This is a genomic window from Vibrio sp. NH-UV-68 (genome assembly GCF_042940635.1).
GTDB lineage: Bacteria > Pseudomonadota > Gammaproteobacteria > Enterobacterales > Vibrionaceae > Vibrio > Vibrio pacinii.
Genome location: NZ_CP134975.1, coordinates 2,709,846 through 2,734,455 on the forward strand (window position 1 = coordinate 2,709,846; position 24,610 = coordinate 2,734,455).

Sequence of the window (24,610 nt, forward strand, 5' to 3'; positions counted from 1 at the left end):
ACATACTGAAATAAAAGGGCCAGTCATCGCGACTGGCCCTTTTTACGTGTGTGTCCCATTCTAAAATAGGATTACACCACTCGATTGTGCTCTCGACCTTCAATAAAGGCGCCAATATTGTCGATAAGAATATTGGCTAAGTTTTGAATCGCAGAATCACTGCCCCATGCCACATGAGGCGTGAGAAGCAAATTTGGTAAGTGCATATTAGCAATTAAGGAGTTGGACTCATCAGCAGGTTCGTCGGTAAACACATCAATCCCTGCACCACGAATAGTGCCATGTTTTAATGCATCGACTAACGCCTCTTCATCAACCAAGCCACCGCGCCCAGCATTAATCACAATCGAGCTCGGCTTCATACTCGCAAGCTCATGACGACCAATCAAATGGCGCGTCTCATCATTGAGTGGACAATGCAGCGTCACCACATCTGACATCGTCAATAAACGCTCAAACGAGATATACCCCTGACGACACTGGCGTTGCCCTTTGCGTTCAGCAAACAGCACATTCATTCCCACTGACTTCGCCAACTCGGCCGTCGCTTGACCTAAAGCGCCACTGCCAATGATACCCAGTGTCGATCCTGCCACATCACTGATGGGATGAGTAAAGAAACAGAACTGCTTATGTCGCTGCCACTCTCCAGCGGCAATGTCATTATGATACCCTTTCAAATTGCGCTTGAGGGCAAAGATCATCGCCAGCACGTGCTCTGGAACCGACTGGGTGGCATACCCACGAATGTTGGTTACGGCAATACCAAACTCTTGGCACGCTTCGATATCGACATTGTTAAAGCCTGTTGCGGCGATCGCGATCATCTTAAGATTCGGCAACTGCATCAATATCGCACGATCAAGAACCACTTTATTGGTGATCACGATATCCGCTTGCTGAAGACGATCAACAACCTCGCCAGGCGCGGTCAGATCATACTCTCGCCATTGATGATCAAAAGGCAGATGGGGCAAATCAATTCGAGTTGGGATCGTAGCACGATCAAGAAAGACAATAGTCGGCAGCGTCATGGAACCTCCGTGTCGCTGCCTTGGAAATAGGTTATGGGTGTGGCAGCGTTTTATAGTCTGGTAATTCTCGCACAGGTGCGAAAAAGTGAAAGATAATCGCTTCCGCTTCAAGATAGAAGTCACAAGGAACAAACAGACTACGCAAACTATTGCATTTTGGGTGGTAGAAACTCAGTTCAGCGGCGTGCAATTCTAATCGATTAGAAAAATCAAACGCCTCATCTTGGGCGTAAAACTCATCACCAACAATCGCATGTCCTAGCGCTTGCATATGAACACGCAATTGGTGTGAGCGCCCTGTAATAGGCAGCAAGCGAACCAAGGTGGTTTTTGCTTCACGTTTGACCACTTGATAGCGCGTTTTAGCCTGTTTGCCTGTTTCAAAACACACTTTCTGTTTAGGACGATTAGGCCAATCGCCAATAAGCGGCAAATTAACTTCTCCCTCATCCGCCACAACATGGCCCCATACCCGCGCATAATAAACCTTGTGGGTTAAGCGGTATTGAAATTGCTTTTTCAGCGCTCGTTCAGCAAGCTTGTTTTTCGCTAGCAGCATTAACCCCGAAGTGTCCATATCAAGGCGGTGAACCACTTGAACATCGGGGTAAATATCCACTAGGCGAGACCACATACTGTCGTAATGCTCAGCTAAACGCCCAGGAACAGACAACAATCCCGACGGCTTATTCACCGCCAGAATATGCTCATCTTCAAAGACAATATCAACCCAAGGCTCAGTTGGCGGGTGGTACTCTGTCATGGCCATAAAGAAATCCGCGAAATATCAAACCAAACGTCATGTCCAATCGCAACAAAAGGATGATGAGGGAGATCCTCCACTGGAGAGAGCCCTCATCGTTTTATTCGCCGCTAGATTTTGTAAGGACGTTTATTTTTCTAGTTATGAGAAACGACAATCATACGCAGAGAGTCCAATTGATACTGAGCTTGGCTAATATAGCCAGTCAGCTCTTTGATCTGCTCATCAATCGCGACAATCTCTTCATCACGAATATTTGGATTGACGGCTTTAAGTGCTTGTAAGCGTTCCAGCTCAGCATTGAGGCTAGTTTGCATCTCTTGTTGTGCTTGGCTGCGGATCGCGGCCACTTTATCAACAATCAGAAGCTCGCCAGCGGCAATCAATTGATGCACTTGCGCTTGCACTGACGCCACCAATTTTGTCGCAATATGACGACCGATTGGGCTTAATTGACGGTTGAAGCTTTCAAACTCCACTTGTTCAGAAAGATCATTGCCTTTGCCATCCAACATGATGCGAATCGGAGTCGGCGGTAAGAAGCGGCTGATCCCACTGCGTTTCGGCGCTTGAGCATCCACTTTGTAAATCAGCTCTAACAACATAGTACCGACTGGCAGGGCTTTGTTTTTCAGCAGTGATACCGCAGAGGTGCCCACGCCTTCACTCATCAGAAGATCAATACCACCTTGAATCATTGGGTGCTCCCAACTGATAAAGTTCATATCTTCGCGAGACAGCGCTGTTTCACGATCAAAAGTGATCGTCGCCCCTTCATAAGGCAAGCCTGGATAACTTGGCACCAGCATATGTTCTGATGGCGTCACCACTAAGGCGTTCTCGCCTTTATCGTCTTGATCAAGGCCGATAGTATCGAACAGGCTTAATGCAAATGTCACTAGGTTAGTATCGCCATCTGTCGCGGCAATTGTATCAACGATTGCTTGCGCTTTTTCGCCACCATTAGAGTGCATCTCTAACAAGCGATCACGACCTTGTTCAAGCTGCGCCTTAAGCGCCTTATTCATCGCCGCCGACTCGGTAATCACCTCATCGAGATCAGAGGTATCGCCCGAGGCCAACATCTCAATTAAACGCTCAGCGAACTGGTCATACACATTACGACCAGTTGGGCACGTCTCGGCAAATGCATTGAGACCTTCATCAAACCAACGCGCCAAAATCGCTTGCGAGGTACCTTCAAGATAAGGCACATGAATATCGATATCGCGAGTCTGACCAATACGGTCCAAACGGCCGATGCGCTGTTCAAGCAAGTCAGGGTTAAAGGGTAAATCAAACATCACCAGTTGATTAGCAAACTGGAAGTTGCGACCTTCAGAGCCAATTTCACTACAAATAAGCACTTGCGCCCCGCCCTCTTCCTGAGCAAAGTAGGCGGCCGCTTTATCACGCTCAATAATCGACATGCCTTCATGGAAGACCGTTGCACGGATCCCTTCACGCTCGCGCAGCGCTTGTTCTAACTGCAGTGCGGTGCTAGAGCGTGATGCGATCACCAAAATCTTCTCACTGCGCTTCTCTTTGATCTTCTCCAATAGCCAATTGACTCGGCTATCAAACTGCCACCAGCTCGACTCTTCGCCTTCAAATTCTTGGAAAATTTCTTCTGGATAGAGGTTTTTCATCGCTCGCGCTTGAGGGCTCATCTTACCGCCGATCAGACCTGACACACGCATTGAGGTCGTGTATTGCGCAGGGATAGCCATCGGCATCAAATTAACATTACGCGTTGGGAAACCTTTAATCGCAGCACGGGTATTACGGAACAACACCCGGCCAGTACCGTGACGATCCATGAGATTATCAATCAGCTCTTGGCGCGCCGCCGCTTTGGCTTCTTCGTCACTGTCACTTTCAATAATGCGGAACAGCGGCTCGACATCTTGCTCACACAGCAATTCACTGATTTGATTTTTCGCGTCATCTGCGAGCATTTTTCCAGAGAAGAGCGCACTGACAGAGTCGGCAACGGGCGCATACTGCTCTTCTTCTTTAACAAAGGTTTCATAGTCGAAGAAACGGTCTGAATCGAGCAGGCGTAAACGGGCAAAGTGGCTCTCACGCCCAAGCTGCTCAGGCGTCGCCGTCAATAGCAACACACCTGGAGTACGTTCCGCTAACCCTTCAACCACTTGATACTCACGGCTTGGCGCATCGACGCTCCACTCTAGGTGGTGCGCTTCATCGACCACCAGCAGATCCCACTCGCCTTCAAGTGCTTGTTCAAAACGCTGACGGCTCTTACGCAGAAAATCGAGCGAACACAACACATATTGTTGAGTATCGAACGGATTATCAGCATCGGCGAACGCTTCAATACAGCGCTCTTCATCGAAAATAGAAAAGTGCAGGTTGAAGCGACGCATCATCTCAACCAACCATTGATGTTGCAGCGTTTCTGGCACCACAATCAAGATACGCTCAGCTCGGCCAGCCAATACTTGTTGGTGAATGATCATCCCCGCTTCAATGGTTTTTCCCAAACCAACCTCATCGGCCAGTAAAACACGAGGGGCATGACGACGCCCCACTTCATGAGCAATATAAAGCTGATGAGGGATCAAACCTGCACGCATGCCACATAGACCACGCATCGGGCTCTTGTGTTGCTGATATTGATTGATCAATGCACGGTAACGAAGCACAAAGTTATCCATGCGATCAATTTGACCGGCATAAAGTTTGTCTTGAGGCTTATTAAAACGAATCTGGTTGCTAAGCATGATTTCACGCAGCACCACTTCCTCGCCATTGTCTTCACGCACACCAAGGTAGCTGTATAAGCCTTGATCTTCGACTACTTGCTCAACCTTGATTGACCAACCTTCTTGGCTATCAATCACATCGCCAACATTAAAAGTGACTCGCGTTACGGGCGCATCGTTTCGAGCGTAAACTCGGTTCTCTTCCGAAGCAGCAAACATTAAAGTCACAGTACGTGCATCTAATGCTACAACGGTTCCTAAACCTAGATCGCCCTCTGTATCGCTGATCCAGCGTTGGCCCAAAGCAAATGTCATGAATCGACTACCTCATCTATTTTCTAATCAAAAACGGGTCTATAAATCTTAGCGGTTTTCACGCAACTTGAAAGGCTACTGACGGGGAAAAAGGATGTCAGCGGCTGCGTCAAAAAAGGTCGCTAATCTTACTTGAAGCTGTGATATTGGTCACGTACAAAGGCCTCAAAACGCAATATTTTTTTATCCGACTTGGGGATGACATCAAAGTGTAAGAAATCAATGGCACTTCTAGCTAAGAGTGTAGAAAAAGCACCTTATACTTATTGATGAGCCGCATCATCGCGCGTCAAGTTTATGACTGGCACATGTGATGCATTCATTAGGATGACGATCAACACGGGTTTGCATTTTTGTAGTCAAACCATCCGTGATCTGGCTACAGCTGTGCAAGCAACCGCAAGTAAACCACTTCATGCGCAAGTATGAGGGGTAAGCAAGCCGCACCGCGGCAAGGAGACGCTTATGGGTGATACAGACCGGAAGCTATTTGTCCTAGACACAAACATTCTTCTTCACGAACCGCTCGCCATTTACTCTTTTAAAGAACATGACGTCATCATTCCGATGACCGTACTTGAAGAACTTGATCGTATCAAAGACAGTAAACGTGATGTCGCGCGTGATGCACGTGTTGCGATTCGCGCCTTAGAGGCGATGTTTAAAGACGCAACGCCAGATGAAATATCCGACGGCATTCCCATCAACAGAGATCATACCACCACAGGCCATGTCGCTATTTTGGCTGATTTTGAACTGCACGAGACCATCAAAGCCTTTGCCGACAAGGCTGGCGACAATCGCATTTTGAATGGTGTGCTTTACTTGCAAAACAAGCGTGCGCCGCGCGAAGTCATCTTAGTGACTAAAGACATCAACATGCGGTTACGTGCCAAAGGGGCTGGCGTGCGTTTTGTTGAAGACTACCGCACTGACCAATTGATCGATGATGTTCAGTACCTCACCAAAGGCTTTCAACAAATCGAAGGCGAATTCTGGAGTAACGTGCAAGACGTCGAAAGCCGCAACCTCGCTGGACGTACCTACCATACACTTGATAGACAAACGTTTGAGCCTACCTATATTAATCAATATGTGATTGATGAAGAGAGTGACTTCGCTGGCCGCGTCGAAGAGATTGAACAAGACAAAGTGACCATCAAAGATCTGAGTCGCGAAAGATTGATGCACCGCCGCGCATGGGATATCACGCCGAAGAATATCTACCAAGGCATGGCACTTGATGCGTTACTCGATCCAGATATTGATCTCGTGATCCTGACCGGCGCTGCTGGTAGTGGTAAAACCTTACTCGCGCTCGCTTCCGCACTCGAACAGACCATAGAGAAAGGTATGTTTGATAAGATCATTGTCACTCGAAACACGCCAGATATTGGCGAGTCGATTGGCTTCTTACCCGGTAGCGAAGAAGAGAAGATGCTGCCGTGGCTCGCCGCCGTGACCGACACGCTAGAGGCATTACATAAGCACGATCACTGCACTGAAGGCTCGCTCAAATACATTTGTGATAAAGCTAACATTCAGTTTAAGTCGATCAACTTTATGCGCGGTCGCTCGATCCAAAACGCTTTTGTTCTGCTTGATGAATGTCAAAACCTCACTGCGTCGCAGATCAAAACCATCATTACTCGCTGTGGTGAAGGAACCAAGATCGTCTGTTCAGGTAACCTAGCACAAATTGATTCTCACTACTTAACCCCGGTTACCTCTGGATTAACTTACATGGTTGAGCGCTTCAAAAGCTTTGAAGGCAGTGCCAATATCCACCTTAATGGCGTGGTACGCAGCCGCTTAGCTGAATTTGCCGAAGAGAATTTATAATCACTTATGGTGAGATATAATTCATATCTCACCATTATTTTAAAATAAATATTCACAAACGCCGTTTAAATATGTTTAACTATCTCCATTAAATGAATTAGCATTCAAGGACTGGAGTATGGCCTTTAACCTACGTAACAGAAACTTCCTCAAATTGTTGGATTTCAGCCCTAAAGAGATCCAGTTTCTGCTCGATCTTTCTGCCGACCTGAAGAAAGCGAAATATGCCGGCACTGAGCAAAAGAAACTGGTCGGTAAAAATATCGCATTGATCTTCGAAAAGGCCTCAACTCGCACTCGCTGCGCGTTTGAAGTGGCGGCATTTGATCAAGGCGCGCAAGTCTCTTACATCGGCCCATCGGGATCGCAAATTGGTCAAAAAGAGTCAATGAAAGATACCGCTCGCGTATTGGGTCGCATGTACGACGGCATTGAATACCGTGGTTTTGGTCAAGAGATTGTCGAAGATCTCGGTCACTACGCCGGCGTTCCAGTTTGGAATGGTTTAACTAACGAGTTTCACCCAACGCAAATTCTGGCTGACTTCCTAACCATGCTTGAGCATGGACGCGGTAAACAGCTGCATCAGATTAAGTTTGCCTACCTTGGCGATGCACGCAACAACATGGGGAATTCTCTGTTAGTTGGCGCGGCCAAAATGGGCATGGATATTCGCCTTGTCGCACCAAAAGCCTTTTGGCCAGAACACGAGTTAGTCACTACCTGCCAAGCCATCGCCAAACAAACTGGCGCGAAAATCACCTTAACGGAAAACGTAGAGGAAGGAGTACAAGGGTGTGATTATCTCTATACAGATGTTTGGGTTTCTATGGGCGAAGCCCCTGAAGCTTGGGATGAACGTGTCGCCATGATGACGCCTTATCAAGTCAATATGAAGGTTATTGAGCAAACCGGTAATCCACAAGTGAAGTTTATGCACTGCTTACCGGCGTTCCATGATGATCAAACGGCGATTGGTAAACAAGTGGCACAAAAATATGGCATGAAAGGCCTCGAAGTGACTGACGAAGTCTTTGAGTCTGAGCATTCGATTGTCTTCGATGAAGCGGAGAACCGTATGCATACAATTAAAGCGGTGATGGTCGCTACACTCGGTGCGTAAACAAACAATAACCAGCACAACAAGGCCACAATGTAATCGCTTGCATTGGAAAAAGTTAGGCGTATAATGCTGCGCAATTTGTCTGGATATAGAGAAAAAAATGCCACGTAATTCGTGTTCTACACAACGTATTACACTGGGTAAGCGGAAATGCTTACCGTCGTTGGTTTTTTCTATTTCTAACGATTTTTAAAGCCTCCCGTAATGGGGGGCTTTTTTATTGCCTAAAATTCGTACTCAGATGGGAAGATGACTATGACAAACTCGCTTTACAACAAGCACATTATCTCAATTCCTGAGCTGTCGCGTGACGAGCTGGAATTAATTGTCAACACAGCAGGTGAACTGAAAGCCGAGCAAAAACCGGAGCTGATTAAGAACAAAGTGATTGCGAGCTGTTTTTTTGAACCATCCACCCGCACGCGTCTTTCATTTGAAACCGCCATCCAGCGTATCGGTGGCGATGTGATTGGTTTTGATAATGGTGGTAATACTTCACTAGCTAAGAAAGGCGAAACCTTAGCGGACTCGGTGCAGGTTATTTCTTCTTACGTTGACGCTTTTGTTATGCGCCATCCACAAGAAGGAGCCGCGCGTCTTGCCTCTGAATTCTCTAACGGCGTACCAGTCATTAACGCCGGTGATGGTGCAAACCAACATCCAACCCAAACGCTACTGGATCTGTTCTCGATTGCCGAGACTCAAGGGCGTCTAGATAACCTTAACGTTGCTTTCGTCGGCGATCTTAAATACGGCCGAACGGTTCATTCACTGACTCAAGCTCTCGCGAAGTTCAACAATATCCGCTTCTTCTTTGTTGCCCCAGAAGCATTAGCGATGCCAGATTACCTGTGTGAAGAGTTGGATGACGCCGGTATCGCTTACAGTTTGCATACCGATATGGAAACCGTGATCCCACAGCTGGATGTCCTCTATATGACGCGCGTACAGAAAGAGCGTTTTGATGAGTCAGAGTACGCTCATATAAAGTCAGCCTACATTCTTACTGCGGCGATGCTCGAAGGCGCACGTGACAATCTCAAAGTACTTCACCCGCTGCCACGCGTAGACGAAATTACCGTCGACGTCGATAAAACGCCACACGCGTACTACTTTCAGCAAGCGGAAAATGGCGTTTACGCTCGTGAAGCTCTATTGGCTTTAGTACTGAATCAAACACTGTAATCGAGGGAGAAACATCAATGGCTAAACAGACTCAATTGCAGGTTGAAGCAATTAAAAATGGTACCGTAATCGACCATATCCCGGCCCAAATTGGCATTAAAGTGCTCAAACTGTTCTCAATGGACAAATCACAGCAACGTGTCACGGTCGGCTTAAACCTTCCCTCTTCTGAACTTGGACACAAAGATCTACTTAAGATTGAGAATGTGTTTATTAGTGAAGAACAAGCCAGTAAATTGGCCCTTTACGCACCACATGCAACCGTCAATCAAATTGAAGATTATAAAGTCGTCAAGAAGCTAGCGCTGGAGCTTCCTGAGCAAGTTAATAATGTGTTTGAGTGCCCAAACACTAACTGCATCAGCCACGACGAGCCTGTAGAAAGCAGCTTTAAAGTGGTCGAAAAGAAACAAGATATTCGCCTCAAGTGTAAATACTGCGAAAAGGTATTCTCGCGCGATATCGTGACTGAGCGTTAAGCAACCCCGGCGCAATAAACCAACAAAAATGTCGATCCTTGCTCGTGATGAGTGAGGATTTTTTCTTTACCCCGACTGGGTTTCGCGGCACACTAAATGCCTGAATTTTGACCCTAACCGATGGAATATAATAATGACTAAAGTGCTTCACACAGAATCTGCCCCAGCAGCAATCGGCCCATATGTACAAGGTGTTGACCTAGGCAATATGGTCCTGACTTCAGGCCAAATCCCGGTGAATCCTGCCACTGGTGAAGTGTCTGCCGATATCGCAGAACAAGCACGTCAATCACTTGAGAATGTAAAAGCGGTTGTAGAAGCATCTGGTCTTTCAGTGACTGATATCGTAAAAATGACAGTCTTCGTTAAAGATCTAAACGACTTCGGTACCGTCAATGAGGTGTACGGCAAGTTCTTTGATGAGCACAACGTTGCCAACTACCCAGCACGTTCATGTGTTGAAGTAGCACGTCTGCCAAAAGATGTCGGTATCGAAATTGAAGCGATCGCAGTGCGCAAGTAAACAGCACACAAAAACCAAAAAGCGAGCCACGTGCTCGCTTTTAAACCACTACGATTTATTAATCCTAATTTTTAGCTGGGTTGACACCGAGAACTATCAATCAGTTGACTAACCTCGACAGCCAGTTGTCTCTGAGAAGACTGCTCTTCAATCAATACTGAATTGGTTGCTCTATCAACCACCAGCACCTTGCCAATTCCCTGCGCACACTCGACCAACATGCCTTGTTTTACCTGACAGATTTCCATCTTCACTCTCCTCTTGTCTACCCTCCTTACGTGCGACAAAAGTAAAAGATCAAAAAAGCCGACGCGAACGTCGGCTTCTGATTGAAATCAATCTGGCTTACTTGACGAAATCAACGCCTGTTTGAATGTCGCCATTTAGCGTTTCAAGCATGCCATCCAGTGCAGATTTTTCGAAATCACTCAGCTCACCGTAGCTCAAGATCTCTTCAACACCTTCTTTACCCAGTTTAACGGGTTGCGCGAAGAACGGAGCGTGCTCACCATTACCTTCAATGTAGGCGTACTCTATAACTTCTTCACCTTGCAATGCTTTGACTAAAGCAAGACCAAAACGACATGCTGCTTGACCCATAGAAAGGGTTGCACTGCCGCCGCCCGCTTTCGCTTCAACCACTTCCGTGCCGGCATTTTGAATACGTTTTGTTAGCGCTTCAATTTCTTCAGCGGTAAATTCAACACCTTCGACTTGAGAAAGTAGCGGCAGAATCGTCACGCCAGAGTGGCCACCGATAACAGGAACACGAACCTCACCTGGATCTTTGTCTTTTAAAGCAGCAACAAAGGTTTCAGAACGGATCACATCAAGAGTAGTAATGCCGAATAGACGGCGCTTGTCATACACACCGGCTTGCTTGAGCACTTCAGCCGCAATCGGCACAGTCGTATTAACAGGGTTGGTAATGATACCCACGAGCGCTTTTGGACAAACATCAGCAATGCGTTGAGCAAGCGATTTAACGATACCCGCGTTAACGTTAAATAGATCTGCACGGTCCATACCTGGCTTACGCGCCACACCTGCAGAAATCAGTACCACGTCTGCACCTTCAAGTGCTGGCGTTGGATCTTCACCCGCATAGCCTTTGATAGATACAGGCGTCGGGATGTGGCTAAGATCAGCCGCTACACCAGGGGTCACTGGTGCGATATCGTAAAGGGCTAAATCTGAACCCGCTGGAAGACGGTTTTTAAGTAGAAGGGCGAGGGCTTGACCGATGCCACCAGCGGCACCAATAACAGCTACTTTCATCGTAGTTCTCCTTGAGAAGATTCTCTTATATATGTTTTGTAGGGCAATTTTTAATCGGGCACGCTCAAGCTAAACCAATCACATCCTGATTACAATCAATTAACGTCAGCTTTGCGACCTTGCGCAACCAGACAAAAACGTGCTACACAATAGGTGGCTATTATGTGCTTCTTCACCTTGAATGACAAAGGGTTAGGTCGTATTTCTTAGCGTGATATTGTGTCAATTTACAGTGATACGTTAGACAGATTTGGCTGTTACCATTGGCACTAACTGCATAGCTATGCGAGAATATTCACTTGCTTTTTATACCCACAAACATAGAAAGAACATCATGCGCCATTCTGAAAAACAAGATAACCTCGTTCGCGCTTTTAAAGCCCTATTAAAAGAAGAGCGTTTCGGTTCCCAAGGCGATATTGTCGAAGCCCTCAAGAATGAAGGATTCGACAATATCAACCAATCTAAAGTGTCACGTATGTTGACTAAGTTTGGTGCCGTTCGAACACGTAATGCCAAAATGGAAATGGTCTACTGCTTGCCAGCAGAGTTGGGCGTACCAACAGTTTCAAGCTCATTACGTGAATTGGTACTCGATATTGACCACAACAATGCACTGGTTGTGATTCATACCGGTCCTGGCGCTGCGCAACTGATCGCTCGCTTGTTAGACTCATTGGGCAAATCAGAAGGCATACTTGGCGTCGTTGCCGGTGATGATACGATATTTATTACCCCAACCTTGTCGATTACAACAGAGCAACTGTTCGCTTCCGTTTGCGACCTTTTTGAGTACACAGGCTAAGCAAAAATTGCCGCTCAAAGGGGTATACACGTCGTCGCTTTGACGGCGTGACTTAGATCACATCTTAAAAAAATCACACTTAAGCACTAACTAAGAGCTAAGCTGCTGATTTTAAATAAAGTAAATATTAAAACATTCCTACCACATTCACGTTGCATATAGGCATATTGACTATATTTTTTAACACGCGTGTAATTATGTGCCAATTTTTTGCTATTATTCAGCCACTTTTTCAACATACGGATTGAAAAAGATGCCGTTTCCAGCACGAGGAAACTCTCTAAGCAACTACACTTGCTTAGGGTTAATAATGAATAAGGAAGGGAAATTCATGGCATTGAACAAACTTATTAAAGTTGGTGCGATTGCAGCGGCCGTTATCGGCGCTGGCGCAGTTAACGCCCAAGAGTTCATCACTATTGGTACAGGTTCAGTTACGGGTGTTTACTACCCAACTGGTGGTGCAATTTGTAAGCTAGTTAACAAAGGTCGTAAAGAACACAATATTCGTTGTTCTGTCGAGTCTACGGGCGGTTCGATCTACAACGTCAACACGATTCGCGCAGGCGAACTCGACTTCGGTATCGTTCAGTCTGACTGGCAATACCACGGCTACAACGGTACAAGTAAGTTTGCTGAGCAAGGCCCGTACAAAGATTTACGCGCCGTGTTCTCTCTACACACAGAACCATTCAACATCATCGCACGTACTGACGCTGGCATTGAAAGCGTGGCTGACCTGAAAGGTAAGCGCGTTAACATTGGTAACCCAGGCTCTGGTGACCGCGCAACAATGGGCGTGGTAATGGAAGCAATGGGCTGGACCAACGCAGACTTTAAACTTGCGTCAGAACTTAAAGGTTCTGAGCGTTCACAAGCGTTGTGTGATAACAAAATTGATGCCTTTGTCTATGTGGTTGGTCATCCAAACGGATCAATCAAAGAAGCGACAACTTCATGTGATGCGAAGCTAATTCCTGCAACGGGTGCTAAGATCGATGCCATCGTATCGAATAACCCATACTACGCCTACAGCTCAGTACCAGCAGGCATGTACCGTGGCACTGACAAAGACGTAAACAGTTTTGGTGTTGCAGCAACCATGGTTACGACAACCAACGTTTCTGATGATGTTGCTTACAACGTAGCAAAATCTGTATTCGAAAACTTCGATACGTTCAAACGCCTACACCCTGCGTTTGCAAACCTGAAAAAAGAAGACATGGTGAAAGCGGGTCTTTCGATTCCTCTACACCCAGGTGCACAGAAGTACTACAAAGAGATTGGCCTACTTAAGTAAGTCACCTTTGACCACCGAGAAGGCAACGCCTTCTCGGTGACTAATTTTAATCACAACATCTGCTTTGAGTTTTGTCCTCTTGAAACTCACCTTTTCTTTATCTCTAATAAAACTAAACAACTGAGCAATATTTCATCTTTTCACTACAATGAAAGATGCTAAATACAGGTTCTGACAATCATAAATATACGGACCGTTTATAATAAGGATTTAGTACATGTCGAAGACAACCACTCCGTCTCAAGATGTGCAAGAAATGGTAGCTCAATCCGATACAGGTGCACGCGCCCCATCAGGGCTTGCGGGTAGCATCTTATGGTTTGTGCCACTTTGTTGGTCATTATTCCAACTTTGGTACGCATCACCTTTGCCATTCATTTTCAATTTTGGCGTACTTAACGACACTGAAGCACGATCTATTCATCTCATGTTTGCCGTTTTCCTTGCGTTTACTGCTTACCCAGCGATGAAGAATTCTCCTCGCGATCATATTCCAGCGGTTGACTGGTTATTGGCGCTTGCTGGCAGCTTATCTGCCGCTTACATTTATCTTTTTTATACCGAATTGGCGGGCCGTTCGGGGGCACCGACCTCACTAGACATCATTGTGGCAGTCATTGGCATGGTGTTGTTGCTTGAAGCCACTCGCCGCGCACTTGGTCCCCCTTTAATGGTCGTGGCCGCTGTTTTCATGCTTTACACTTTTGGCGGTCCATACATGCCAGACGTGATCGCCCATAAAGGCGCTAGCCTCAACAAAGCTATGTCACACCTTTGGCTAACCACGGAAGGGGTTTTTGGCGTTGCACTTGGGGTTTCTACCTCGTTTGTTTTCTTATTTGTCCTTTTCGGCGCCATGTTAGAGCGTGCAGGAGCCGGTGCTTACTTTATTAAAGTCGCCTTCTCACTGCTTGGTCACATGCGCGGCGGCCCAGCCAAAGCTGCCGTCGTTGCATCAGGGCTATCTGGATTAGTCTCTGGTTCGTCAATCGCCAACGTAGTGACGACCGGTACTTTTACCATTCCATTGATGAAGCGCGTTGGCTTCCCTGGAACCAAAGCCGGTGCGGTCGAAGTGGCCGCTTCAACCAACGGCCAGCTAACGCCACCGATTATGGGTGCCGCCGCTTTCTTAATGGTCGAATATGTCGGCATCTCGTATGTTGAAGTGATTCGAGCCGCAATTTTGCCCGCGCTTATCTCTTACATTGCGCTTATCTATATTGTTCACTTAGAAGCATGTAAAGCTGGAATGACAGGGCTTCCACGTCGTCATACTCCGAAGTTGATTCATAGTCTATTGTCATTCACCGGCACTATTTTAGGCTTGTGTATTCTCAGTGGCGCGGTCTATTACGGTGTTGGCTGGACCAAAGATGTGTTTGGTGAAGCCGCAACATCGATCATGACAGTGGCGCTGTTACTCACTTACGTTGGTCTGGTTTCTATCTCGGCCAAATACGCCGAAGAAGGCGCACTCGAGATTGATGCCGAACTAACTGAAGTGCCCGATCCTGGTCCAACGATCAAATCGGGGCTGCATTTCTTGCTACCGATCGTTGTGTTGGTATGGTGTCTAACCGTAGAACGCTTTTCACCTGGCCTATCTGCCTTTTGGGCGACCGTGTTTATGATCTTTATTTTGATCACTCAACGTCCTCTGCTGGCGATACTTTCCAAACAAGGTTCTATTGCTCAGCAAACCAAAGTTGGTTTTGTTGATCTGGTCGAAAGCTTAGTTTCCGGCGCGCGTAACATGATTGGTATCGGTGTTGCGACCGCAGCGGCTGGCACAGTTGTGGGTGTGGTCACCTTAACCGGTATCGGCCTAGTGATGACCGACTTTGTCGAGTTCATTTCTGGCGGTAACATCATACTGATGCTGCTATTTACCGCCGTGATCAGTTTGATATTAGGCATGGGCCTGCCAACAACCGCCAACTACATAGTAGTCTCTACCTTGATGGCTCCTGTGATTGTGACCTTAGGCGCACAAAGTGGCTTGATCATTCCATTGATCGCGGTGCATTTATTCGTGTTCTACTTCGGTATTTTGGCCGATGATACTCCGCCAGTTGGTTTGGCTGCCTTTGCCGCGGCAGCAATCGCAAAATCTGATCCCATCCGTACGGGTATTCAAGGCTTTACCTACGATATTCGTACCGCTATTTTGCCATTCATGTTTATCTTCAATACCCAATTATTGTTGATGGGGATTGATACATGGTGGCATTTAATGCTCACGATCATATCTTCAATTATCGCTATGCTGATATTCTCTGCAGCAACGCAAGGTTGGTGGTTTACCAAGAACAAGTGGTGGGAAACGGTTCTATTATTGGTTCTGACCTTTACCTTCTTCCGTCCTGGCTTTTGGTGGGATCAAATTTACCCAGCTAAATTGCTCTACCCTGGCACAGAGATCGCTCAAGTTGCAGGACAAATGAATGTCGGCGAAGAGATCGAATTGCTGGTTGCTGGTGAAAATCTTGAAGGTGATTACATCTCAAAAACGGTACGTCTTCCTTTCGATGATCAAGCGACAACAGCACAAGAACGCATTGCTTCGATGGGGTTGATGCTCAACAATACCAACGGACGAATGATCGTTGATATGGTCGAGTTTGGCAGTCCGGCTGAATCTTCTGGTGTCGACTTTGATTGGGAAATTCGTTCTGTGGTCGTCGAAGCAGATAGACCAATGAAAGAGTGGGTTTTCTTACCCGCCCTATTGATTTTGATCGGCCTAGGGTTAAACCAGAAACGCCGAATCCGCAAGGAACAACTGAGCGCGTAACTTAGTCTGCCCCGCACTGGGTGTGGGGCTAAACTAATAAGATGCAATCAATCCACTCTACCGTTTTAAGCGGTAAGAGATGACATAGAGATATTACAATGTATAAACAAATTCTCGTTCCGGTCGATTTAAACGACAAAGGCTTTTCAGACAAAGCCGTTGAGCTTGCCGTGTGGCAAGCGAAGCAATCCAACGCAGTCGTCCATCTGCTCAACGTTCTACCGGGCATCCATATGTCGATGGTTGCGACCTACTTCCCCAAAGATGCCGCAATGAAAATGAAAGCAGACGTCGAAAGCCAACTGAGAAAGTTCGCTGTGCAGCATATTGCCGAAGATGTCGTGTATAAAGTGCATGTTGCGGAAGGGAAGCCTTATGCCACCATCCTTGATTATGCAGAAAAACTCGGTGCAGATTTGATCGTAATGCCAAGTCATAAACGCTCTAAGATTGATAAAGTCGTGCTTGGTTCAGTGGCCAGTAAAGTGGTGCATAACTCTCCGATTAACGTTCTTGTCGTTAAGCCGCAAGGGTAAATACAAGCTCAAATAACACCAAAGGCGCTCATTGAGCGCCTTTTTCATTGATATTACCTATCAAGAGTATCGGTTAAATCCACTTCGTTTAATGCGAATAGTTATCAATAATAACCCTATCCCAACCAACGATAGGCCATGATGATGAAAAAGACCGCTACTTTCGCCGCCTTACACTTTACCATCGCCCTGACGGTAGCGTACTTGCTAACCGGTGATCTTCTGCTCGGTAGTCTGATTGCCATGATTGAGCCATCGGTCAACACCGTTGCGTTTTACTTTCATGAACGTGTCTGGAGTAACAACGCCGCACTGCGCACACTGGCTCAATCAGCCAAAGTGAAGACAACCAGCTTTGCTATCGTACACTTTAGCGTTGCATTTAGCGTGGTTTACCTAGTCACCGGTGACGCGTTTGTTGGCGGAATTATGGCCACCATCGAGCCAACGATTAATACCTTTGCCTACTACTGGCATGAAAAAGTGTGGTTACGTAAACAACATGCACGCCTTGAATGGGGCTGTATTCACAGTGCATAGTGTGTGACGCAAAGATCGCGACTCAAACCAATACGAAAGCGTTGAGTTTGACCATCAAGCGTCACCTCAAGCAGATACAAATCTTCACGCTTAGGATGACTCACATCGGCATAAATGGGCGCATCAATCTGGAACAACGCACTAGTGTGATTATCTCGCACATCAATCGGCAAGTGGTAGGTCATAGCATTAAATTTAACCGACGCCGACACAAGACCTGGTGAATACGTTTTATAGTAGAGATCAACAAGGAATTCACAGCCACCGCCATGGTGCCAAATCTGTTCTGTCGCCACATGCTCTAAACGAACATTGGCAATCAACTGCAGGTAAGGAACTTGCCACACGCCGATGCGTGAGTCAGATGGAGTGTCATCCTTTGCAATCAAAGGACAAAGTGGCGCGCTCTCTTGCTCGTCCAACAACCAATCTTGCTCCTCTTCCAGAAACAAAATCTCAAAACGGTTGCGACCTAATTGCAGATAAGGACGAATATCTTTTTTATAAACCAGCTGAGACTTATCACAATCAAAAACGGCGACGCCATTAAGACGCACTTCTGCGTAATAGTCGATCCCAGCCATCACAAGATCAATTGATGGATACGCCAACATCGACTCATCAACATCAATATCGTGCATTAAATGCCACTCTTGCTCAGCAATTTCGCTTTCAGACAGTGTATCAGGGAGTGCTTGGCTCAATGGAGCAGGAAACGTAATGTCATCCTGAGGGATAGATAAGTCAGTCAACGGTGAGACTTGCCAAAGGCCAGCAAGAGAGAGTTGCATAGTTTCAAACTTGTCTTAGATCAAAGTTTGACGATTATAATACCAGGTGAGCGTCAAAAGATAGCCAACCAAGGGACCAATACAAAAATATCAGCCAATTGGCTGATATTCAGATTCAGTCATGAGCTCGACGGCTTACTCTTCGTCGCTGTCATCTTCTTCTGGGTAAAGCGCATCTTCGCCTTCGAACACCTCTACACTTTATTTATTTAAATTAGTATGAGAACGCTTTCTTAGAAAGACTTCTCACACTATTCTCACCTTTTTACTCAATTCAAGGTTGTAACTTATAAAAGGTGAGAATCTTTCCATTAGAATTCTCACCTTTTATCATTAACTGTGAAACTATGATGTATGACAAGCACTACTACAATGTGCACATCCATTGGCGTTATATCCCAGTTGGCGTGCTCGCACTACTGCTGGTGCACAACTAGCATAATCTCCTAAATAAACACGATTATGCTCTGCGGGAGACCATGAACAGCTTAATGTATGAACCTCATTATCTCCATTAGGTTGTTTGTTTTTGTTTACATAGTATTTCATTTATTGCTTCCTTGATTATTGTGTTCGATATGCCAGCTTAAGCTAAAAAGCAACCTCGAAATGCGAACCAAGTTGCACACAATCAATCTAACAAAAATTATTGGAGTTTTGTTTGCATATACCATTTATATTGATGCTAATTAACAGTTCAAAGTTAAAGCAAACTGCCCATAACGATCTCGAACTTCGTAAACAACGCTATTGGTCGAGATTCCATTCCCCTCACATCCAGGCAAGCAAAGCCCTTAGATGAAAGAGCATCGAAAGCATCAGTAACATCCTTGATACTGCGCCCACTCATTTCAGCAAGTTCATCAAAACTGTTTGGCTTCTCGCGAGCAATCAAATTCAACAGTTCAACATTTTCGTTAGACAACAGTTGTGAAAGTGCAGCCAGTGACTCAAACAAAAATTGAGGGTAAGGTTCTTCAGACGTCACTTTTCCTTCTGCAATACGAACCATACGCTTACGAGCAAGCTCTTCTGATAGAATGCCGATTTTTGCTTTCATACCATCCACACTCCTAATAGTCGCCATCTAAATCGACCGTATAATGACCGACGATCACATCTAATTCTTTTTTCATTTCTTGGGAAGGAGCAATCAACAGAAGTGGTTCTTACACGAAGTTTCTGTTAGATCACGGATCTTTTCTTTTTCGCGCTTCATTGCTGGCTACTCCCGTTTTTTATTGACGCAATCACTTTTAATAAATCAGTCGTGATTGCTGGGCATTTGTCGTTCATAAAAACCGTTACTTCATCTCCAAATTTCATCGTTACGATACCGTTTTTATCGACACTTAACAGCGCGAAAGACTGCTTCAAATCGAGAGTCGTATTACTTCCATTGGTCGTGGTTTCAGCCATATTTCCCCTCACTGCTAACGAGTATGTTTACAACATGGGCAACAATTGTTACCCCAGGTGTTTACTTAATTGTTCTGTTTAACTTTTCAACGATTTCAGTGGCATGTTGAAATATTGCATCCTTTACCAACGCAAACTCCTGTCCAGGGAATCTTTTGTCTATAGAACTAAGTGCGCTACTAAATTGAGCGAGAAAGGCAGAGACGATTTCATGGCATTCAGCATTACTGATACCGAACCGACTCGCTGTCTGCTCTATATGCCGTAAGCAAATTTTGCTGATATGGTATTTGTATCCTCGTGATGCTTGCAGTCCCATTGCTAGTTTTAGCTTGCGCTTATTTAACCCTGTAGCACTGACTGCGGGGTAAGCTGATAACAAATCGTAAAACGGTGCAAGTTGATAGTGTCCTCCAGGAGCAATATGCACGGAAAAATTCTTGAGATGACCGTCAGTGGCACCAAGAAGACACTGTAAAATCATAAACTTAAAAAAGTTATAATTGTTCGTCTTACTTTGCGCAGAGAGACTTAAAACACCAACAATTTTGGAGACACCGAGGTTGTTCTCCGATTGATATTTTAGATGTTCAGGTACACCGAAAACCTGGCAGAAATCTTCTTGGTGTCTACGAGTCACAACTCCATCACCAAAACATCGGTCGAACCGTTTTACTGCAAGGGCTTTAGCTCCTGATTCAGTCGTTATTATCTCCACATTAGGAACGTTAAAACCAAGTTCCTTCGCTATTTGCGTACAGATGAATTCATTCTCAATGCTGCTACTCATATCTAGCACGGAGTTACTTTGGGTAATAACATCCATCGGATACTTAACTATGTGACTACTGAACGCGGTTCCCTGTGGGACATACCACCTTCCATTTGTTTTCATCAGCGTGGTTTTTCTTTGTGTACCAGATACACATGGCCTGTAGTCACCAAAACATGGAAGAAATGACTTACGCTGAGTAACGAGTTCATTTAATTCACTTGCCGAGATCTCTCGATATTTCCACCCTATATTTGGCGGCTCCCTACTCTCAGTAAATGAAATGCCGCCCGTGCAATCGTGACCAACTTTTGAGAGTAAGGTGAATACATCGTTGGATTGCACTCCCATTGAGTGAGCAAGGCTTAATCGTTCTTCCATTAAATCAGGAAGAAGATTATTCATGAAATTCAATACATTAAATGATGAATTTTCTCCCATTCTTAACGGTAGGCTCAACGAAATCGGAAAGGATGAATGATATGCTAGCCATTGTTCAGAATATGAAAATGACAAGTTGTTCTTCGACCGTTGAACAAACTGCCCCACGAGCATGTTGTTATTTGTGGCATGTGCGTAAACTATAGGATTATGCAAATTAGCCCCCACTTTCTTCTAGTTGGGCTGTGTTTTTGTAGAAGGTAATTGCATTTTCTACTGCCAGCATTTCGGCTTTGAGATCCAATCTACGATTGTCATGCTCTGAGATGTATTGCTCTATGCATGGCCTAAGCTCTGAGTATTGCGCACACAACCGATTGAAATGCCTCCATGCCCTGCTATGAAGAGAATAGGACTCTGACAGCTCTGACTGTTTATCTTGCAAAATCGTCAAGAGACTTTCTTTCTTGAGAGAAAGATAATTGGAATCCTCACTGTAATTGTCGTAATCAACAACCTCCCAGTCGGTATGGTTAAACATAAAACCTTTGGAAAACAACTCATCTCCATGCTTATCGAAACCGCACGACAGGACTGCACCGATAAGCGACATTTCCTTCAATTTTTTTTCAACGTATTCATCCGATAAATACTCTTTCTCATCACCGTCTAATGGAAACGACTTTAAGTCATTGGCAGAGAAATGTTCATTGTAATAAATGGCGAGAAATAACTCTTTTCTGATCTTTATCTTCATGTGTTCAAAAAACGGCCTTTATTGATGGTTTTGAGGATTATAATCCGTGGAGTTATATGCCGCAACTGTGCAATTGTTCAACAAATTAATTTCATAAATAAAAAACATGAACAAGAAGCTTGCAGCACTTGTGGGCAAACGCATTGCAAGAATGAGGAAATCTAAAGGATTAACTCAAGATAAACTCGCGTTGTTCGCAGAGATAGATAGAAGTTATGTAGGACGCATTGAGCGCGGTGAAGTCAATATCACGATTGAGAAGTTGTATGAAATTGCGGAAACCTTGGGCTGTGATGCTAAGGAGCTTCTCCCCTAAAACACGGTCAATTTTCATCAACCACGACAAACAATGTACATCTACTAGGTAGCACGCTAGGCGTATGTTGCATATTACGGTAAAATTTCCCCACTAAATTTCGCATGGCAAACAAGAACATGGCTAAAAAACCAGCAGCAAAGAAAAACGAAAAATCATTTGAAGAAACACTCTGGGATGCAGCCAACAAACTACGTGGTAGTGTTGAATCGTCCGAATACAAACACATCGTACTGAGTCTGATTTTCCTCAAGTTCATCAGCGATACATTTGAAAAACAGCGCCAAAAGTTGATTGATGCAGGGCTGGAAAAACACGTTGATATGGTTCCCGCCTACACCAAAGACAATGTGTTTTACTTGCCAGAAGAGAGCCGTTGGAGCTTTATCCAGAAGAACGCTAAACAAGAAGATATTGCCCTAAAGATCGATACTGCGCTGAGCACCATCGAGAAAACCAACAAAGCACTGCAAGGCGCATTGCCTGACAATTACTTCTCCCGTCTTGGTTTGGATGTCAGTAAGCTAGCTGCACTGATTGATGTCATTAACAACATCGACACCTTAGCCAATCCGCACGAAGATGTGGTGGGTCGTGTCTACGAATATTTCTTATCTAAATTTGCGATTGCAGAAGGTAAAGGCAAAGGCGAGTTCTATACACCAAAGAGCATCGTTAACCTAATCGCAGAATTGATTGAGCCATACAAAGGTAAAATCTATGACCCTTGTTGTGGTTCGGGCGGTATGTTTGTTCAGTCAATGAAGTTCATTGAGAACCACAAAGGCAATAAGAAAGACATTTCTGTGTATGGTCAAGAGTACACAGGTGCAACCTACAAACTAGCGAAAATGAACCTCGCTATTCGTGGTATCTCTGCCAACCTTGGTGCAGCGGCAAAAGATACCTTTGCCAGTGATCAGCACGAAACTCTAAAAGCTGATTTTATTATGGCAAACCCTCCATTTAACCAAAAAGACTGGCGAGCTTCCGATGAGCTGGTTGATGATCATCGCTGGGACGGCTACGAAACACCACAAACAGGCAATGCCAACTATGGTTGGATATTACATATGGTGTCGAAGTTATCTGAGAACGGGGTTGCGGGTTTTGTCTTGTCTAATGGTGTTTTATCAGGAGATGGTACGGAAAAAGCGATTCGTAAGAAGCTAATTGAAAATAATCTGGTTGAAGCGATTATCATCTTGCCTCGTAATATGTTCTACACCACTGATATTAGTGTGACCTTGTGGATTCTCAACAAGAACAAAAAAGCGCATATCGTTCCTCACGAAGATGTCACTCGTAACTATCGTGACCGTGAAGAGGAAGTGCTATTTATGGATTTACGTAAACGAGGTGAACCGTTCGAGAAGAAGTATTTACAGTTCTCTGAGCAAGATATTAAGGATTTTGCAGATACGCTTCATACTTGGCAACAAGTGGAAGCTGAAGATACTTATAAGAATGTTGCTGAATATTGTTACTCGGCCTCAAAAGAAGAGATTGCCGCAAAGGACTATTCTTTAGTACCAAGTAAATACATTGAATTTACTAACCGTGATGAAAATATTGATTTTGACCAGAAGATGAACGGCTTGAAAGAAGAATTTAGCGGTCTTCTTGCTCAAGAAGAAAAGTCGAAAAAAGAACTTCTAAACGTTTTCAAAGAGTTGGGCTATGAGATCAAACTATAAAAAACTAGGTCAGTTCATTAAAGAAGTCTCGGTTAAGAACAAAGATCTCAGCGTTGAGTTGCTGCTTGGCGTGAGCATTACTAAACAGTTTATTCCTTCAATTGCTAATACTGTCGGCACTGATATGTCGAAGTATAAGGTTGTTGAGCACCATCAATTCGCATATGGACCAGTAACCTCTCGAAATGGTGAAAAGATATCAGTGGCGCTCCTTGGTGAAGAGAAGTGCATTGTTTCTACGTCTTACACAGTATTTGAGATAGTCGATACTGAGCTACTTGATCCTGAGTATTTGATGATGTGGTTCAGACGTTCAGAGTTTGATCGATATGCTCGTTATATGTCCCACGGAACGGTGCGAGAGCTATTTGATTGGCAAGAGATGTGTGACGTTGAACTACCAGTCCCATCTATCGAAAAGCAGCGTGAAATCGTGTGTGAATATAATGTGGTGAACGACCGTATTTCTTTAAATGATAAGTTCAACCAAAAACTAGAAGAGACTGCTCAAGCTATTTATAAGCAGTGGTTTGTCGATTTCGAATTTTCAGTGACGAATGATTATGCTGATTATGTCGGTAGTCCTCAATTGAAAGGAAAGCCTTATCAATCTAGCGGAGGAGAATTGTGTGAAGGTCTTCCATTAGGCTGGAGAAAATCTAATGTTAGAGACTATGCAAAAGTAATATCAGGTTTTGCTTTTAAGAGTGCTTGGTGGACGGACAGCGGCAGTCCAGTTATCAAAATAGGTAGCTTTCATAACAACACGGTTAACTATGAGACATTGGATTATGTTTCTCCCTCAAGAGTCGAAGGCAAAGATAAGTTTTCTTGTAAAAGCGGGGATATTGTAATTGCAATGACAGGCTTCACGATGGGTAAGATCGGTCTAATTCCTCCTTTGTTTAATAAATATTATCTTAACCAACGGGTAGGGAAGTTTGAGTTAGGGGAAAATCCGAACGAGCGATGTGCCTACTTGTACTGTTATTTGTTAAGTCGGGAGTTCAAAGAACAGATGGACAGTATCGGAGGTGATAGTCGTCAAGCCAACGTCAGTGGTGATGAGATTGAAGATTTTGAAATGCTTATACCAGATGAATTTACCCTGAAGAAATTCAATGACTTATTACTTCCTAGTTTCAACTTGATGATGGATAAAGTTAAACAAAATCATCAGCTTGAGATGATGAAGGATACTCTTTTACAAAAAGTAACAAAGGCTTAG

Annotated in this window: 23 protein-coding genes; 13 read left to right on the forward strand and 10 right to left on the reverse strand. The window is 44.9% G+C overall.

What is annotated here, in order from left to right; translation table 11 throughout:
• Window positions 1-71 precede the first annotated feature (71 nt).
• The 3 genes from ViNHUV68_RS12380 to rapA all read right to left on the reverse strand — a co-directional run bounded on the left by ViNHUV68_RS12380 (window position 72) and on the right by rapA (window position 4,841).
• Complete coding sequence (locus tag ViNHUV68_RS12380; RefSeq protein ID WP_038175338.1) at window positions 72-1,034, reverse strand: D-2-hydroxyacid dehydrogenase; 963 nt, start codon at window positions 1,032-1,034, stop codon at window positions 72-74.
• A 31-nt stretch (window positions 1,035-1,065) separates the two neighbouring features.
• Window positions 1,066-1,803, reverse strand: a complete 738-nt coding sequence (gene rluA, locus ViNHUV68_RS12385; protein WP_038175336.1) for a bifunctional tRNA pseudouridine(32) synthase/23S rRNA pseudouridine(746) synthase RluA — start codon at window positions 1,801-1,803, stop codon at window positions 1,066-1,068.
• 131 nt (window positions 1,804-1,934) lie between these two features.
• Window positions 1,935-4,841 carry an RNA polymerase-associated protein RapA gene (gene rapA, locus ViNHUV68_RS12390; protein ID WP_391088365.1) on the reverse strand — a complete coding sequence of 969 codons (2,907 nt, stop codon included), beginning with the start codon at window positions 4,839-4,841 and terminating at the stop codon, window positions 1,935-1,937.
• A gap of 465 nt (window positions 4,842-5,306) precedes the next feature.
• On the opposite strand from rapA, the gene ViNHUV68_RS12395 reads away from it, so the two are divergent.
• The 5 genes from ViNHUV68_RS12395 to ViNHUV68_RS12415 all read left to right on the forward strand — a co-directional run bounded on the left by ViNHUV68_RS12395 (window position 5,307) and on the right by ViNHUV68_RS12415 (window position 9,993).
• Window positions 5,307-6,683: a PhoH family protein gene (locus tag ViNHUV68_RS12395; protein ID WP_038175334.1), complete on the forward strand. Its 1,377-nt coding sequence runs from the start codon at window positions 5,307-5,309 to the stop codon at window positions 6,681-6,683.
• Window positions 6,684-6,801: 118 nt separating this feature from the next.
• The gene (gene argF, locus ViNHUV68_RS12400) at window positions 6,802-7,806 is read left to right on the forward strand and encodes an ornithine carbamoyltransferase (protein ID WP_391088367.1); all 1,005 of its coding nucleotides are present in this window, start codon (window positions 6,802-6,804) and stop codon (window positions 7,804-7,806) included.
• 255 nt (window positions 7,807-8,061) lie between these two features.
• Entirely contained in the window at window positions 8,062-8,991 is a 930-nt protein-coding gene (gene pyrB, locus ViNHUV68_RS12405) for an aspartate carbamoyltransferase (RefSeq protein ID WP_038175330.1), read from the forward strand.
• Between the two features lie 17 nt (window positions 8,992-9,008).
• Window positions 9,009-9,470, forward strand: a complete 462-nt coding sequence (pyrI, locus tag ViNHUV68_RS12410) for an aspartate carbamoyltransferase regulatory subunit (RefSeq protein ID WP_038175328.1) — start codon at window positions 9,009-9,011, stop codon at window positions 9,468-9,470.
• Between the two features lie 133 nt (window positions 9,471-9,603).
• Entirely contained in the window at window positions 9,604-9,993 is a 390-nt protein-coding gene (locus ViNHUV68_RS12415) for a RidA family protein (RefSeq protein WP_038175327.1), read from the forward strand.
• Window positions 9,994-10,064: 71 nt separating this feature from the next.
• Here ViNHUV68_RS12415 and ViNHUV68_RS12420 read toward each other — a convergent pair whose 3' ends face one another.
• Both ViNHUV68_RS12420 and mdh read right to left on the reverse strand, forming a co-directional pair.
• Entirely contained in the window at window positions 10,065-10,241 is a 177-nt protein-coding gene (locus tag ViNHUV68_RS12420) for a hypothetical protein (protein ID WP_169739014.1), read from the reverse strand.
• A 97-nt stretch (window positions 10,242-10,338) separates the two neighbouring features.
• On the reverse strand, window positions 10,339-11,271 hold the full coding sequence (gene mdh, locus ViNHUV68_RS12425; protein ID WP_038175325.1) for a malate dehydrogenase: 933 nt from the start codon (window positions 11,269-11,271) through the stop codon (window positions 10,339-10,341).
• A 334-nt stretch (window positions 11,272-11,605) separates the two neighbouring features.
• Here mdh and argR point away from each other — a divergent pair, with 334 nt between their 5' ends.
• The 5 genes from argR (at window position 11,606) to ViNHUV68_RS12450 (ending at window position 17,249) form a co-directional block, all read left to right on the forward strand.
• Window positions 11,606-12,076: a transcriptional regulator ArgR gene (argR, locus tag ViNHUV68_RS12430; RefSeq protein ID WP_038175324.1), complete on the forward strand. Its 471-nt coding sequence runs from the start codon at window positions 11,606-11,608 to the stop codon at window positions 12,074-12,076.
• Window positions 12,077-12,407: 331 nt separating this feature from the next.
• Window positions 12,408-13,376 (forward strand): TAXI family TRAP transporter solute-binding subunit, encoded by a 969-nt coding sequence (locus tag ViNHUV68_RS12435; RefSeq protein ID WP_038175323.1) that lies wholly within the window; start codon window positions 12,408-12,410, stop codon window positions 13,374-13,376.
• Between the two features lie 217 nt (window positions 13,377-13,593).
• Window positions 13,594-16,173, forward strand: a complete 2,580-nt coding sequence (locus ViNHUV68_RS12440) for a TRAP transporter permease (RefSeq protein WP_038175322.1) — start codon at window positions 13,594-13,596, stop codon at window positions 16,171-16,173.
• Between the two features lie 98 nt (window positions 16,174-16,271).
• Entirely contained in the window at window positions 16,272-16,709 is a 438-nt protein-coding gene (locus tag ViNHUV68_RS12445) for a universal stress protein (RefSeq protein WP_038175321.1), read from the forward strand.
• A gap of 144 nt (window positions 16,710-16,853) precedes the next feature.
• The gene (locus ViNHUV68_RS12450; RefSeq protein WP_391090320.1) at window positions 16,854-17,249 is read left to right on the forward strand and encodes a DUF2061 domain-containing protein; all 396 of its coding nucleotides are present in this window, start codon (window positions 16,854-16,856) and stop codon (window positions 17,247-17,249) included.
• Here the strand turns inward: ViNHUV68_RS12450 and ViNHUV68_RS12455 are convergent.
• From ViNHUV68_RS12455 to ViNHUV68_RS12475, 5 genes are all read right to left on the reverse strand, one after another.
• Window positions 17,237-18,040 (reverse strand): hypothetical protein, encoded by an 804-nt coding sequence (locus ViNHUV68_RS12455; protein ID WP_391088372.1) that lies wholly within the window; start codon window positions 18,038-18,040, stop codon window positions 17,237-17,239. The genes ViNHUV68_RS12450 and ViNHUV68_RS12455 overlap by 13 nt on opposite strands.
• 703 nt (window positions 18,041-18,743) lie before the next feature.
• Entirely contained in the window at window positions 18,744-19,100 is a 357-nt protein-coding gene (locus ViNHUV68_RS12460; RefSeq protein ID WP_372243057.1) for a transcriptional regulator, read from the reverse strand.
• Between the two features lie 155 nt (window positions 19,101-19,255).
• Window positions 19,256-19,459: a hypothetical protein gene (locus ViNHUV68_RS12465; RefSeq protein ID WP_000852433.1), complete on the reverse strand. Its 204-nt coding sequence runs from the start codon at window positions 19,457-19,459 to the stop codon at window positions 19,256-19,258.
• Between the two features lie 61 nt (window positions 19,460-19,520).
• Entirely contained in the window at window positions 19,521-20,840 is a 1,320-nt protein-coding gene (locus ViNHUV68_RS12470; protein ID WP_372243056.1) for a HipA domain-containing protein, read from the reverse strand.
• A complete protein-coding gene (locus ViNHUV68_RS12475; protein ID WP_391088374.1) occupies window positions 20,830-21,369 on the reverse strand; it encodes a hypothetical protein in 540 nt (179 codons plus the stop codon). The genes ViNHUV68_RS12470 and ViNHUV68_RS12475 overlap by 11 nt, the downstream gene beginning before the upstream one ends.
• 106 nt (window positions 21,370-21,475) lie before the next feature.
• On the opposite strand from ViNHUV68_RS12475, the gene ViNHUV68_RS12480 reads away from it, so the two are divergent.
• The 3 genes from ViNHUV68_RS12480 (at window position 21,476) to ViNHUV68_RS12490 (ending at window position 24,610) form a co-directional block, all read left to right on the forward strand.
• Window positions 21,476-21,685, forward strand: a complete 210-nt coding sequence (locus ViNHUV68_RS12480; RefSeq protein WP_282248631.1) for a helix-turn-helix domain-containing protein — start codon at window positions 21,476-21,478, stop codon at window positions 21,683-21,685.
• A 119-nt stretch (window positions 21,686-21,804) separates the two neighbouring features.
• Entirely contained in the window at window positions 21,805-23,382 is a 1,578-nt protein-coding gene (locus tag ViNHUV68_RS12485) for an N-6 DNA methylase (RefSeq protein ID WP_391088377.1), read from the forward strand.
• A complete protein-coding gene (locus tag ViNHUV68_RS12490; RefSeq protein WP_372243054.1) occupies window positions 23,366-24,610 on the forward strand; it encodes a restriction endonuclease subunit S in 1,245 nt (414 codons plus the stop codon). Before ViNHUV68_RS12485 ends, ViNHUV68_RS12490 begins: the two co-directional genes overlap by 17 nt.